This window comes from Variovorax nivicola, from assembly GCF_051216475.1.
Taxonomy (GTDB): Bacteria; Pseudomonadota; Gammaproteobacteria; order Burkholderiales; family Burkholderiaceae_C; genus Variovorax.
Window position 1 is genome coordinate 659,116 of sequence record NZ_JBPJZK010000004.1, and the last position, 12,558, is coordinate 671,673.

Here is a 12,558-nt window from a genome sequence, read left to right on the forward strand (position 1 = left end):
TCAGGATTCGGCCAGCTTCTGTTTGCGGAATTCGGTGGGCGTGAGGCCGGTGGCCGCCTTGAACGCGCGGTTGAACGGGCCGATGGACTGGAAGCCCGCGGTCAAGGCGATGGTCAACACCGGCAGCTCGCGCTTCGAGGAGTCGGCCAGCGCCGCCATCGCCTCGGCCAGCCGGAAGCCGTTGACGAAGGCGTTGAAATTGCGGTGGCCCAGCCGCTGGTTGATGAGGCGGCGCAGGCGGTACTCGGGCGCCGACAACCGGGCGGCGAGGGTGGCGATGCTCAGGTCTTCGCTGCGATAGGCGCGGTCGACGGCCATGGCGTGTTGCAAGGATTCGGCGAGGCGGTCTTCGGCGGGGTCGGGCGCCGGAGGTCCGACAGGGGTCGGTTCGACCGTGGGGATCGGCGCATCCGGAATCACCACCGCGGCCGGAAACAGCTCCGACCCCGCCAGCCGCACCATCCGCCAAGCCACCACCGCCACGATCAGCAGCAGCATTGCCACGTCGGCCGTCGCCGACAGGCTGGACAGCTGCCCGTGCGGCGAGGCCAACCGGACGACCAGCATCCCGACGCTGTAGCCGACGCCCGTCACCACGATGAACACGCGCAGCCGGCGCCGCCCCTCCACCAGGTCCGCCCGCCACTGCGAGGCTGCCGCCATCGCGGCAAGCGCCGCGAACACCAGCGGCACGGCGCGCTGCACGCCCATCGTCACCGGCGCAAGCACCGAGGCGCTGCCCGCCACGATCGCGCAGTTGAGCGCCGCCACCGCGGCCACCACGAGCCACGCGGTGACGTGCACGGGCCGCAGCCTGAAGTCGTCGTTGAACAGCGCCTGCACGAATACCCAGAACAGCACCGCGTTGCCGACCGCCACCGCGACCAGTGGCGACTGCCACAGGCGCGGCACGAGTGCCTCGAATGCTGGCGCGGAGCCGATGACCTGGATGCACAGGCCCAGCGCGAGCAGCACGCCGGCGCGCGCGACCGGCAGGCGAGGGCGGTCGCGGGCGAGGACCAGCGTGAGCACGAGCAGCAACGCCAGCAGCACGCCGCGCAGAGCGGCGTCGAGCAGGGTCGTCGGGGCGGGCGTCATGGTGGGGTTGGTGCGGCCGGCCCGATTCTCACCTCTGTGTCGTGACAACCGACGGGCATTCCGGCCCTGCAAGACCCTTCGGCTCGCCATGGCAAACATATGCAACTCATAATGTTGCATGAAACGAGACAGCAAGCTTTCAGCCGTTCTCCACGTGCTCCTGCACATGGCCGAGATGAACGACCCCGTCACATCCGAGTCGCTCGCGGCCGCGATGCACACCAACCCGGTTGTCGTGCGCCGCCTCATGGCCGGCCTGCGGCAGGCGGGGTTCGTCAGCTCGGCCAAGGGCCATGGCGGCGGCTGGGTGCTGTCGTGTTCGCTGGCGGCGGTGACGCTGGGCGACATCCACAACGCCGTCGGCGCGCCCGCGCTGCTGGCGATGGGCAACCGCACCGAGAGCCCGGGCTGCATCGTCGAGCAGGCCGTGAACGCGGCGCTCGACGGTGCATGCGACGAGGCCGAGGCGCTGCTGCTCAAGCGCTTCAACAGCATCACGCTGGCCGATCTTTCCCGGGACTTTCATCGCCGCATGACGGGCGGCGGCTTCACATCGAAGGACATTGAACATGCGCTATGACGCTCTGATCGTGGGCGGCAGCTTTGCCGGCCTTTCCGCTGCCATGCAGCTGGCTCGCGCGCGAAGAAACGTGTGCGTCGTCGATGCGGGCGCACCGCGCAACCGCTTCGCCGCGGCGTCGCACGGCTTCTTCGGGCAGGACGGCGTGCCGCCCTTGAAGATGATTGCCGACGCGCGCGACAAGCTGCTTGCGTACCCGTCAGTCAAGTTCGTCTGCGCCAGTGCGGTGGCCGCGAATGCCGAGGGTGCCGAGGGGTTCACGGTGTCCCTCAACAACGGCGAGAAGATCCAGACCCGCAAGCTGCTCCTGGCGTTCGGCATCCAGGATGGCCTGCCGGACATTCCCGGCATCGGCGAGCGCTGGGGCGCGAGCGTGCTGCACTGTCCCTACTGCCACGGCTACGAGTTCAGCGGGCGTCCACTGGGCGTGCTCTTTCACAGCGGACACCCACCGGACCATTCGCTGCTGATCAACGAGTGGGGCCCGACCACGGTCTTCCTGAATGGCGGCGAAGGGCCCGATGCCGAGACGCGCGCGAAGCTGCAGTCGCGCGGCGTGGCCATCGAGCCGGGGCGCATCGTTGGCCTGGAAGGCGCGGCGCCGCAGCTTGCCGGCGTGCGCATCGACGACGGCAGGCTCGTGCCGACCGAGGCGCTGTACGTGGTGCCGCACACGCGTCCGTCCAGCCCGCTGGCCGAGCAGCTCGGCTGCGCCTTCGATGACGGCCCGTTCGGCCCGGTGCTGCGCGTCGACGCCATGAAGATGACGACAGTGCCTGACGTTTACGCGGCGGGCGACCTCTCGATGAAGTTCACCAATGCCACGCTGGCCTCCGCGGACGGCCTGATGGCCGGCGTGTCGCTGCATCGGTCGCTGGTGTTCGACGCTTGAACGAACTTTTTTCCCGGATCTGGGAAAAGTGGCTCAAGATCACCCTATAATCTGAGGCTTCACGCGGGAATAGCTCAGTTGGTAGAGCGCAACCTTGCCAAGGTTGAGGTCGAGAGTTCGAGACTCTTTTCCCGCTCCACATTGCAGAAAAAGGCCACCTCATCGGGTGGCCTTTTTTCGTTGGGCGACTGCCCTGCCTGCTCAGCGGTCCGAGTGCTTCAGCAGGTAGCTGTTCGAGATCGCCTTGAACGACAGCCCGCCGTCCAGCCGCTTGAACACCACCCCCTCGCGCGAGGTGCCCGAGTTCAGCGACGGCCCTTCGGCATACGCCAGCACCTCGGCCATCGATCCGCCGAAGCGGTCGAGCGTGCTCACTTCGAGCAGCGGCACGGTGCGCACCCCCGCTCCCAACACGCGCAGCGCGTCGACGATGGCGTTGCGCTCATCCATCCCGCAGTGGATGCCGCGGTCGATGTCGAACACATCGAAAACGTGGAACTGCTGACCGCGCAGCTTCTCCGGGTTGCCCTGGATGCCCTCGCCGATGATCTCGCCCTGCAGCGCCACATTGCGGCCCAGCGTCGCGAGCGCTTCCAGCAGGCGGTTTTCCCGCGCCACGCGCCACAGGCTGTTGCCTGGGGTTTCACGCAGTTGCCAGTTGCGCCCGCACACGCCGAGCGCGCCCGCGTTGTGGAACGCGGTCATGCTCGATCCGTCGAGCTTGACCGTGACCTCGAACGCAAGCCCGTCGTTCGCCGCGAGCACTTCCGGCAGGTTCTGGATGCGCTCCTGGTCGGTCTTGGCGATGAACGATGGAAACGCGCCCTCCACCTCGCCCGACAAACAAGCCGGAATCACCGGCTCCCATTTGCCGATGCCGAACAGCTCGGCCCAATCGCGCTGGCGCAGCGCCGGATCGGCCAGCGCGAGCGCGTCGATTTCCGCGAACTGCGACAGCGGCAGGATCAGCCCCTGCGAGATCTGGCCGCGCAGCTTCATCGTGCGCAGCCGCACGCCGCGCTGTTCGTTCCAGGTGATCGCGGCCTTCTCCAGGAAGGCGAAGCGTGGATCGTCGAGCGGCAGGAACGCGTCGATCTCGAAGAAGACGCAGCGGTCGCCGACGGCGAACTCCCCCTTCTTGATGACGACGGTCCAGCCTTCGACGATGGCGCATTCGATGGCATCGGCCCCGGGGATGGGGCGGATGGCGTCGACGGTGCGGACGGTGACGAGTTTGCGCATGGTTGTTTTCTCCCTGTGGTTGATGGTGACGCAAAAGAAAAGAGGCCCGGAACCATTCGGTGTCCGGGCCTCCTTGAAAAGAGTGCTGAAGAGGTGCGCGCTATGCGCCGACTCCTCCCGGTGATGCGTGATAGCCCGTTTGCTGCAGGCCGATCGCATGGCCCATGCCACATGCGAACGCGCGGCCCGATGTCGGGCTCGCGTTGTCGATGGCGTTGGCAATGACCAGTGCTGCGTTCACGATGAGGCTTCCAGGTGGTTGTGGTGGTGTTCGTTTCGTTGTCGGATCGACGCGGTCAAATCCGTAAAGGAGTCGGACTGTAAATATTGTTTACGGCGGCGTCAACCCCTGGCCGGCAACACAGTCCCCCGACTTTCCCCAAACCCGATGCGCGCATGCCCCGGCTTCTCGCACCAGCCGCGCAGCAGCACCGCATCGCCGTCTTCCAGAAAACCGCGCTGCTCGCCATTGGTCAGCGTCACCGGGCTTTGTGCGGCGCGTGTCAGTTCGATGATCGCGCCGGCTTCGCCCGCACCGGGCCCGGAGATCGTGCCGCTGCCGAACAGGTCGCCCGGGTTCAGGCTGCAGCCGCCCATCGTGTGGTGCGCCACCATCTGCGCGACGCTCCAGTACTGATGCCTGAAGCTGGTGGACGACAGGCGCGACGGACCTGTCTTGTCCTTGCGCGCCTTCTCGCTTTCGAGCCAGACTTCCAGGCGGATGTCGAGCGCGCCGCTCTCGCGGTTCTTCGCGTTCTCCAGATACGCGAGCGGCTGGGGCTCGTCGGCTGGCCGCGTCCAGGCCTGGCGGTAGGGCGCGAGCGCTTCCATCGTCACGATCCACGGCGAGATCGTGGTCGCGAAGTTCTTCGCCAGGAAGGGACCGAGCGGCGCCATCTCCCAGAACTGGATGTCGCGTGCGGACCAGTCGTTCAGCAGGCAGATGCCGAAGATGTGTTCTTCCGCATGCTCGAGCGCAATGGGCTCACCCTGCGCGTTGCCCGTGCCGATCCACACGCCGAGCTCCAGCTCGTAGTCGAGCCGCGCGCAGGCCTGATAGGTCGGTGCCTTTGCGCCCGGCGCCATCGCCTGCCCCATCGGCCGGTGAAAGCGCTGGCCGCTCACGCCGATGGTCGACACGCGCCCGTGGTACGCGGTCGGAATCCAGCGGAAATTGGGCGTCACGTCGCCTTCGGGGTTGAACAGGCGCGTGATGTTCAGCGCATGGTCGATCGAGGTGTAGAAGTCGGTGTAGTCGCCGATGCGCGCGGGCACTGTGTATTCGACTTCGGCCCGTGGCACGAGGCATTCGCGCACGGCTTGCACCGTGGCGGCGGGTGCGTCGTTTTTCAGCAGATCGAAGAGCGCGTGGCGCAGCGCTTTCCATGCGGCGCCGCCGAGCGCGAAGAAGTCGTTCAGCGCGGGCTGCGCGGCAGCGCTTGCCGCATCGAGCGCGAGGCCGTCGAGCTGCTGCAGCCTGACCAGTGCCGCAAGGTCCAGCACCTGGTCGCCGATGGCGACGCCGCCGCGAAACGCCTCGCTGCTTCCCGCTCGGCGAAACACCGCATGCGGCAGGTTCTGGATCGGAAAGTCGCTGCCCGCCCCGTTGGCCGATTCGACCCAGCTGCGTGCATTGACGTCGTGTGTGTGATTGAGTGCGCTCATGATGAATCGGGCCCTCAAGCTGAAGCCATCAGCGCGTCATCGAAGATCGCGACCGCGCGCGTCCATCCTGCCGATGCGCCGCGAATCTTGTGCGGAAAGCAGCTGATGAAGAAGCCCGTGGGCGGCAGCACTTCGAGGTTGTGCAGCTTCTCGATGTGGCAGTAGCCGATGTCGCGGCCGGCCTTGTGGCCTTCCCAGATCAGCGAGGCGTCGTGCGTCTCGCCGTACTTCTTCGCGGTGTGCACGAAGGGCGCGTCCCAGCTCCATGCGTCGGTGCCCGTGAGGCGCACGCCACGCTCCAGCAGGTACGTCGTCGCCTCGTAGCCCATGCCCGCGCCGGCCGAGACATAGTCGTTGTTGCCATAGCGCGAGCCGGCGCGCGTGTTGACCACCACGATCTCCAGCGGACTCAGCGTGTGGCCGATGCGCTTCAACTCGGCCTCGACGTCGTCGGCCGTCACCACATAGCCGTCGGCGAAGTGGCGAAAGTCGAGCTTCACGCCCGGCTGGAAGCACCATTCGAGCGGCACGTCATGGATCGCGATGGCGGGCTTCTTCTCGCCCAGCGCCTTGTCCATGGTCGAATGAAAGTGATAGGGCGCATCGAGGTGTGTGCCGTTGTGCGTCGACAGCTGCACCAGTTCCACCGCCCAGCCTTCGCCGTCGGGCAGGTCTTCTTTCTTCAGGCCGGGGAAGAAGGGCTCGATCTGCTCGTAGGTCTGCTCGTGCGTGAAGTACTGGATCTTCGGCGCGAAGGCCGGTGGGTCGGAGAGCACATCGTTCTCCAGGAAGATCGAGAGGTCGACGAATTTGCGTGGCATGGCGGGGCTCCTTGTGGGGTGTTCGTGTTGGAAGAAAAGGAAATAGAAGGAAAGAGAAGAAGGAATCAGGGCTGCTGCCAGCGCAGCAGGCGTTTCTCTGCAAAGGCCAGCAGCGCATTGCTCACGAAGCCGATGAGCCCGAGCAGCACGATGCCGGCGAACAGGTCGCTCGCTCGAAAGGCGCGCGCTGCCAGCAGAATGGCCTGGCCCAGGCCGCTTTGCGAGGCGATCATTTCGCCCACCACCGCGACGATCAGCGCAATGGTCAGCGCGAGCCGCATGCCGGCCAGGATGTCGGGCATCGCATTGGGCAGGCCCATCTTCCAGATGTACGCCGCGCGCGACATCTGCAGGCAACGCGCCACTTCCGACAGGCGCGGCTCCACGGCCGCGAAGCCGTGCACCGTGGCCAGCAGCACCGGCCACATCGCGCCGAAGGCGACCACGAAGAGCACCATGCCGGGGTTCAGCCCGAAGATGGAAATGGCCAGCGGCAGCAGCGCCGAGGCGGGCAGGGGGCGGATGAACTCCAGCGTCGGCTGCACCCACGCACGCACCTGGGGCGATACGCCGATGGCCGCGCCCAGCAGCACGCCGAAGAGCGACGCGAGCAGCCAGCCTTCGATCATCCGGCCCACCGTGGCCTGCGTGAAGCCGAGCAGTTCGCCGTTGCTGCCTTCGCCGGAGAGGTTGAGTCCTTCGAGCAGGCTCGCGAAGGTGGCCTGCGGCGTCGGCAGGAACACGCGGCTGACCCAGCCCGCGTTGCTCGCGACCCACCACAGCGCGACAAGCGCCAGCAGCACGCCCAGCGAGCCGAGCCAGTTCAGGCCGGCGCGATCGTTGTTGCCGCCGTTCATGACGGCACCCCCATGCGCCGCGACACCGCGCGCTGCAACAGCAGCATGCCCGCGTTGACCGCAAAGCCCACCACGCCGATCCAGCCCAGCCAGGCGAGCATCAGCGCGGGGTCGAAGCTCTGCTGCGCGATCATCATCGCGTAGCCCATGCCGTTCGGGTTGGCAGCGATCTCCACCGTCACGGCCACCACCAGCGCCACCGCCACACCCAGCCGCAGCGCGACGAACAGGCGCGGCACGATGGCCGGCAGCACGATCTTGAAGGCCCGCTCGCGGGCCGACAGGCCCAGCACACGACTGACTTCGAGCAGCCGTGGCTCGATCTGCTGTACCGCCGACTGCACCAGCACCAGCAGCGGCCAGAAGGTGGCGAAGGCGACGATGGCCAGCTCCATGCGCACGCCGAAGCCGAAGGTCAGCATCGCGAGCGGAATCAGCGCGACCGAAGGCACGGGGCGCAGCACTTCTATGGAGACGGAGCCCAGTTGTGCCGCGCGGCGCGAGAGGCCGAGCACCAAGCCCAATGCGATGCCGAGCACCGCGCCCAGCAGCAGGCCCAACGCCGCCGTGCCGAGCGTGAAGCCGGTGGCCTGCCAGAGCGAGCCGTCCATCGCCGCGCCTACGAAAGCCTGGGCCGCCGCACTCGGTGGCGCGAGCGCATCGCTGCCCAGCGCGGCTGCACGTCGTGCGTACCACTCGAACGCTCCGACGAGCACCACCGGAAATACCCACGGCCGCAGCCAGCGGAAGAGGCGGTTCTCAGTCATGGCCTTGCTCGATGAAGGCGAACAGCTCACGCCGCAACTGCAGGTACTCCGGATGCTCCTTCGTCGTGAGCTGGTCGCGCGGCCGCGGGATCTTCACGTCGATCATCCGCGCGAGGCTCGGCCGGCCCGGCCCCGGGTTGGCCTGCAGCGCGATCACGCGGTCGCCGAGGTAGATGGCCTCTTCGAGGTCGTGCGTGACGAACAGCACCGTGAGCCCGTCGTCGCGCACCAGCCGTGCCAGCTCGTCCTGCAGGCTCTGCCGCGTGAGCGCGTCGAGTGCGCCGAAGGGCTCGTCCATCATCATCAGCTCGGGCTTCTGCGCGAGGCAACGGGCAATCTGCGCGCGCTGTTGCATGCCGCCCGACAGCTGCACCGGAAACTTGTGCGCATGCTTCGCGAGCCCGACCTTGCCGAGCACGTCGGCGATGCGTGGCGCGCGCTCGGCAGCGGGCACGCCGGCCGCTTCGAGCGCGAGGCTCACGTTGCCTTCCACCGTGCGCCAGGGCAGCAGCGCGCGGCCATAGTCCTGGAACACGAAAGCCACTTCGCGCGAGGGCTCGGTCATCTTCACGCCGTTGCGCCGCACTTCGCCCGCGCTCGCCGTAACGAGCCCGCTGGCCGCGCGCAGCAGCGTGGTCTTGCCGCAGCCGCTGGGGCCGACGATGCAGACGAATTCGCCGCGCGCCACGTCGAACGAAGTGGGCGACAGAATTTCGCGCCCACCGAGTCGGATGGTCACGCCGTCGAAGCGCAGGAAAGGGGTGGCTTGCATCGTGGGGCTGGCCGGCGAATGAAAGGCGCTCGCCGACAGCGCGGCGCGTGCGGTGATGGGGGCAGGCGCTGAGATCACTTCGCCACCAGCTTCGCCACGTCGATGCTCGTCTTGAGCATGTCCTGCTCCTTCATCAGCCCCGTCCAGTAGGCGAGCTGCTTTTCCGTTACCACGGGGCCGGGCGGCGAGATCTGCACCTTGGCCAGCACTTCGGGCGGCAGCTTGATGTACTTGCCGATGGCCGCGCGCACTTTCGCGTCGTTCTTCGGCTGCTGCATGAACGCGCCGGACTCGACCAGCGCTTCGCGAAAGGCGCGCGCCGCCGCCGGGTTCTTCGCCACCCACTCGCGCTTGGCCGCATGCACGATGGTCTGGTTGTTCTCGGGCAGGAAGGTCGAGTAGTACGAAGCCACATAACCCGCGCCGCTCTCGGTGATGCGGCTCATGAACGGGTCGGCAGACACCACCGCGTCGACCGAGCCGCCGCGCAGCAGGTCGGCATGCTGCGGGAATGCGGCCTCGACGAAATTGACCTTGCGGTAGTCCACGCCGCTGTCCTTCAGCCATGCGCGGAAGGTCACGTGCAGGAAGGCGCCCAGGCCCGGCACGCCGATCTTCTTGCCCACGCAATCCTGCGGGCTCTTGATGCCCGAGCCCGCGCGCGCCACCAGGCCGAAGCCGGTGGAGGTCTTCGAGGTGAGGCCGCCGCCGGCCACCAGCACCAGGTCGAGCCCGCCATCCACCGCCTGCAGGAACACCGAGGGCGTGGGCCCGCCGATCTGCAGCGAGTCGGATTGCAGCGCCGCCGGGATCGTCGAGTTAAGCGGGATGAACTTGAGCTCCACGTCGAGGCTGCGCTTCTTGAAGTAGCCCTCTTCGGCCGCCACGAACACCGAAGCGAAGTCGGTCACGGCCGTGTAGCCGAACACGATCTTCGGATTGGACTGGGCGCGCGAAGGCAGCGCCGCAGTGGCCGATGCCGCGGCAAGCGCCGACAGCAGGGTGCGTCGATTCATCATGGCTTTTGTCTCCTGGGGATGGTCTTGTTCGTGCGTGGGGTCTTGGGCCGCGGCAGCGCGGCGCGCAGTCCGCCGACGATGAAGCTCACCAGCATCGGCGCCACGGCAGGGTCGGCGCGCGTGTTCTCGCCGCGCGAGAGGCGTTCGATGCGGCTGTCGTTCAGGTGGTGCAGCAGCGAGCCCAATGCAAACTGATAGCCCCACGCCGCCTGGCTGCGCGTGGCATGCGGCAGCGCGACGTGCAGCGCATCGATGTACGCCTCGGCCAGCGGGTCGAAGTAGGCGCGCAGCACGCGGTCGGCTTCCTCCGTGGCGTGGTACAGCTCGCGCGCCACCAGCAGTGCGTAGTACTCGCCCTCCGAACTCGCGCGCAACGCCAGCACGGGCGCGGTGAAGGCTTCGATGATGCGCGGCAGCGTGCGCGCGTCGTCGGGGTCGATGTTCACCGCGGCCAGGCCCGCGAGCCGTGCGTCGATGGAGTGGCCCCAGTGCTCGAAGATCGCGTGAAACAGCTCGTGCTTCTGGCCGTAGTAGTAGCCCACCAGCGCCAGCGGCACGCCGGCCTCCTCGGCGATTTGGCGGATCGTGACCACGTGGTAGCCGTGCTGCGCAAAAAGCTTCTCGGCCGCCAGCAGGATCGCCTGCTTGCGGTCGGGCCGCGCAGTCGCGATGGCGACTGCGGCGGAGGGCGGCGTCGCGGCACGCGAGATGCTGCGCCTTGCGGTAGGTGTGCGGGTGCTCATGGGAGCGTATTGAACGCTTGTACAAAAACATTGAACACGCGTACAAACCCTGAGGTCAACCCCGATTGAGCACGGTCGTTCGCAGCGCTACGCTCGTGCCATGCCCGCTCCCAACATTCCCCAGATCCGCCTCTATCAAGACTGGCTGCGCGAGACGCGCGGCCTCGCATTCGACAGCTACGACGCCCTCTGGCGCTGGTCCGTCACCGAGCTCGACGCCTTCTGGCAGAGCATCTGGGACTACGCCCGCATCGAGTCGCCCACGCCGCACACTGCCGTGCTAGCCGAATCGCGCATGCCCGGCGCGCGCTGGTTCCCCAGCGCCCAGGTCAACTACGCCCGCGAGGTGCTGCGCCATGCCGACGCGGCCCACGCGGCCGGCATGCCCGCCATCGTGAGCGACAACGAACGCGGCGAAGTGCGCGAGATGTCGTGGCCCGAAATGCGCCGCCAGGTTGCGTCAGTGGCGCTTACGCTCAAGTCGCTCGGCGTGCAGCGCGGCGACCGCGTTGCGGCCTACATGCCCAACGTGCCCGAGACCATGGTGGCCTTTCTCGCGTGCTCCAGCATCGGCGCGATCTGGAGCGTGTGCGCGCCCGACATGGGAACGGCCGCTGTGGCCGACCGCTTTCGCCAGATCGAACCCAAGGTGCTGATCGCCGTCGATGGCGTGCACTACGGCGGCAAGCCGCTCGATCGCAGCGCCGTGCTGCAGGAGCTGCGCGGCCAGTTGCCGAGCGTGCAGAAGCTGCTGCTCGTGAAGTCGCCGTACGCCGCCAACGCCGTGCCGCACGACGTCGACTGGGCTCAGGCCGCCGACCGCAACGGCGCCGAGGTCGCAGCCTTCGAGCCCGAATGGCTGCCCTTCGACCACCCGATCTGGATCGTCTATTCGAGCGGCACCACCGGCCTGCCCAAGCCCATCGTGCACGGGCAGGGCGGCATCATCCTCACCATGCACGCCTGCGGCCTGCACAACGACGTGGGCGCGAGCTACGGCGCCAACAACTTCGGCGAGCGCTACCACTGGTACAGCTCCACCGGCTGGGTGATGTGGAACTCGCAGCTCTCGGGCATGGCCTTCGGCGCCACCATCTGCATCTACGACGGCAACCCGGCGGGCAGCAAGGAGAAGCCCGACTGGAGCGTGCTGTGGCGCTTCGTGGCGCGCCACAAGGTCACCTTTTTCGGTGCGGGCGCGGCCTACTTCACCAACTGCATGAAGGCCGGCCTCGTCGCGAAGGAATGCGGCGACCTGTCGCGCGTGCGCGCGCTCGGCAGCACCGGTTCGCCGCTGCCCGAAGAGGTGCAGCGCTGGGGCTCGAAGCAGATCCTCGATGCGGGTTCGAAGGAGGTGTGGTGGTGCAACATCTCCGGCGGCACCGACTTCTGCGGCGCCTTCGTCGGCGGCAACCGCGACCTGCCCGAAGTGCCGGGCCAGATGCAGTGCCGAGAACTCGGCCATGCGGTCGAGGCTTGGAACGAGCAGGGCCAGCCGGTCATCGGCGAAGTCGGCGAGCTGGTGTGCACCAAGGCCATTCCGTCGATGCCGCTCTACTTCTGGGGCGACGAAGGTAACGCGCGCTATGTGTCGAGCTACTTCGACACCTATCCCGGCGTGTGGCGCCACGGCGACTGGATCAGGATCGGCGAGGACGGCGGCTGCATCATCTACGGCCGCAGCGACGCCACCATCAACCGCCAGGGCCTGCGCATGGGCACCAGCGAAATCTACAGCGCCGTCGAAGGCCTGCCCGAGGTGCTCGACTCGATGGTGGTCGACCTCGAATACCTGGGCCGCGACAGCTACATGCCGCTGTTCGTGGTGCTGCGCCCCGGCGTAGCGCTCGACGACGCGATGCGCACGCGGCTCAACAACGCCATCAAGACCTCACTGTCGCCACGCTTCGTGCCCAACGACATCTTCCAGGTGGCCGAGATCCCGCGCACGCTGTCGGGCAAGAAGCAGGAGCTGCCGATCAAGAAGCTGCTGCTGGGCCAGCCCATCGAGAAGGTGGTCAACCGCGAGGCGATGGCAAACCCCGGCAGCCTCGATTGGTACGTGGCCTTTGCCGCAGAGCGTGCCTCCGCATAATGGCCGC

At 67.3% G+C, this 12,558-nt stretch carries 13 protein-coding genes and 1 tRNA gene; 4 read left to right on the plus strand and 10 right to left on the minus strand.

From position 1 onward, the window contains the following. On the minus strand, positions 1–1,098 hold the full coding sequence (locus ACSFBF_RS19875; RefSeq protein ID WP_435469906.1) for an AraC family transcriptional regulator: 1,098 nt from the start codon (positions 1,096–1,098) through the stop codon (positions 1–3). 118 nt (positions 1,099–1,216) lie between these two features. On the opposite strand from ACSFBF_RS19875, the gene ACSFBF_RS19880 reads away from it, so the two are divergent. The 3 genes from ACSFBF_RS19880 to ACSFBF_RS19890 all read left to right on the plus strand — a co-directional run bounded on the left by ACSFBF_RS19880 (position 1,217) and on the right by ACSFBF_RS19890 (position 2,709). Next, positions 1,217–1,678, plus strand: a complete 462-nt coding sequence (locus tag ACSFBF_RS19880; RefSeq protein ID WP_258351981.1) for an RrF2 family transcriptional regulator — start codon at positions 1,217–1,219, stop codon at positions 1,676–1,678. After that, positions 1,668–2,570, plus strand: a complete 903-nt coding sequence (locus ACSFBF_RS19885; protein ID WP_435469908.1) for an NAD(P)/FAD-dependent oxidoreductase — start codon at positions 1,668–1,670, stop codon at positions 2,568–2,570. Before ACSFBF_RS19880 ends, ACSFBF_RS19885 begins: the two co-directional genes overlap by 11 nt. A 63-nt stretch (positions 2,571–2,633) precedes the next feature. Then, positions 2,634–2,709, plus strand: a tRNA-Gly gene (locus ACSFBF_RS19890). 62 nt (positions 2,710–2,771) lie between these two features. Here the strand turns inward: ACSFBF_RS19890 and ACSFBF_RS19895 are convergent. The 9 genes from ACSFBF_RS19895 to ACSFBF_RS19935 all read right to left on the minus strand — a co-directional run bounded on the left by ACSFBF_RS19895 (position 2,772) and on the right by ACSFBF_RS19935 (position 10,456). After that, complete coding sequence (locus tag ACSFBF_RS19895; protein ID WP_435469910.1) at positions 2,772–3,812, minus strand: RNA ligase (ATP); 1,041 nt, start codon at positions 3,810–3,812, stop codon at positions 2,772–2,774. A 100-nt stretch (positions 3,813–3,912) separates the two neighbouring features. After that, complete coding sequence (locus tag ACSFBF_RS19900; protein WP_435469912.1) at positions 3,913–4,053, minus strand: hypothetical protein; 141 nt, start codon at positions 4,051–4,053, stop codon at positions 3,913–3,915. A 101-nt stretch (positions 4,054–4,154) separates the two neighbouring features. Beyond that, positions 4,155–5,477: a fumarylacetoacetase gene (fahA, locus tag ACSFBF_RS19905; RefSeq protein WP_435469914.1), complete on the minus strand. Its 1,323-nt coding sequence runs from the start codon at positions 5,475–5,477 to the stop codon at positions 4,155–4,157. Between the two features lie 14 nt (positions 5,478–5,491). Continuing rightward, entirely contained in the window at positions 5,492–6,298 is an 807-nt protein-coding gene (locus ACSFBF_RS19910) for a cyclase family protein (RefSeq protein WP_435469916.1), read from the minus strand. Between the two features lie 65 nt (positions 6,299–6,363). Continuing rightward, entirely contained in the window at positions 6,364–7,155 is a 792-nt protein-coding gene (locus tag ACSFBF_RS19915; protein ID WP_435469918.1) for an ABC transporter permease, read from the minus strand. Next, positions 7,152–7,922, minus strand: coding sequence for an ABC transporter permease (locus ACSFBF_RS19920; RefSeq protein ID WP_435469920.1), 771 nt, complete (start codon positions 7,920–7,922; stop codon positions 7,152–7,154). The genes ACSFBF_RS19915 and ACSFBF_RS19920 overlap by 4 nt, the downstream gene beginning before the upstream one ends. Continuing rightward, positions 7,915–8,772: an ABC transporter ATP-binding protein gene (locus tag ACSFBF_RS19925; protein ID WP_435469922.1), complete on the minus strand. Its 858-nt coding sequence runs from the start codon at positions 8,770–8,772 to the stop codon at positions 7,915–7,917. The genes ACSFBF_RS19920 and ACSFBF_RS19925 overlap by 8 nt, the downstream gene beginning before the upstream one ends. Continuing rightward, complete coding sequence (locus ACSFBF_RS19930; RefSeq protein WP_435469924.1) at positions 8,769–9,713, minus strand: ABC transporter substrate-binding protein; 945 nt, start codon at positions 9,711–9,713, stop codon at positions 8,769–8,771. The genes ACSFBF_RS19925 and ACSFBF_RS19930 overlap by 4 nt, the downstream gene beginning before the upstream one ends. Next, positions 9,710–10,456, minus strand: coding sequence for a TetR/AcrR family transcriptional regulator (locus ACSFBF_RS19935; protein WP_435469926.1), 747 nt, complete (start codon positions 10,454–10,456; stop codon positions 9,710–9,712). Before ACSFBF_RS19935 ends, ACSFBF_RS19930 begins: the two co-directional genes overlap by 4 nt. Before the next feature lie 100 nt (positions 10,457–10,556). On the opposite strand from ACSFBF_RS19935, the gene ACSFBF_RS19940 reads away from it, so the two are divergent. Next, positions 10,557–12,551, plus strand: coding sequence for an acetoacetate--CoA ligase (locus ACSFBF_RS19940; protein ID WP_435469928.1), 1,995 nt, complete (start codon positions 10,557–10,559; stop codon positions 12,549–12,551). Positions 12,552–12,558 lie beyond the last annotated feature (7 nt).

Excerpts from the sequence above, each read along its gene's own strand:
- ACSFBF_RS19915 (WP_435469918.1), bottom strand. The coding sequence starts at position 7,155 with ATGAACGGCGGCAACAACGATCGCGCCGGCCTGAACTGGCTCGGCTCG.
- ACSFBF_RS19880 (WP_258351981.1), top strand. The coding sequence starts at position 1,217 with ATGAAACGAGACAGCAAGCTTTCAGCCGTTCTCCACGTGCTCCTGCAC.
- ACSFBF_RS19875 (WP_435469906.1), bottom strand. The coding sequence starts at position 1,098 with ATGACGCCCGCCCCGACGACCCTGCTCGACGCCGCTCTGCGCGGCGTG.
- ACSFBF_RS19935 (WP_435469926.1), bottom strand. The coding sequence starts at position 10,456 with ATGAGCACCCGCACACCTACCGCAAGGCGCAGCATCTCGCGTGCCGCG.
- ACSFBF_RS19885 (WP_435469908.1), top strand. The coding sequence starts at position 1,668 with ATGCGCTATGACGCTCTGATCGTGGGCGGCAGCTTTGCCGGCCTTTCC.
- ACSFBF_RS19920 (WP_435469920.1), bottom strand. The coding sequence starts at position 7,922 with ATGACTGAGAACCGCCTCTTCCGCTGGCTGCGGCCGTGGGTATTTCCG.
- ACSFBF_RS19930 (WP_435469924.1), bottom strand. The coding sequence starts at position 9,713 with ATGATGAATCGACGCACCCTGCTGTCGGCGCTTGCCGCGGCATCGGCC.
- ACSFBF_RS19895 (WP_435469910.1), bottom strand. The coding sequence starts at position 3,812 with ATGCGCAAACTCGTCACCGTCCGCACCGTCGACGCCATCCGCCCCATC.
- ACSFBF_RS19940 (WP_435469928.1), top strand. The coding sequence starts at position 10,557 with ATGCCCGCTCCCAACATTCCCCAGATCCGCCTCTATCAAGACTGGCTG.
- fahA (WP_435469914.1), bottom strand. The coding sequence starts at position 5,477 with ATGAGCGCACTCAATCACACACACGACGTCAATGCACGCAGCTGGGTC.
- ACSFBF_RS19910 (WP_435469916.1), bottom strand. The coding sequence starts at position 6,298 with ATGCCACGCAAATTCGTCGACCTCTCGATCTTCCTGGAGAACGATGTG.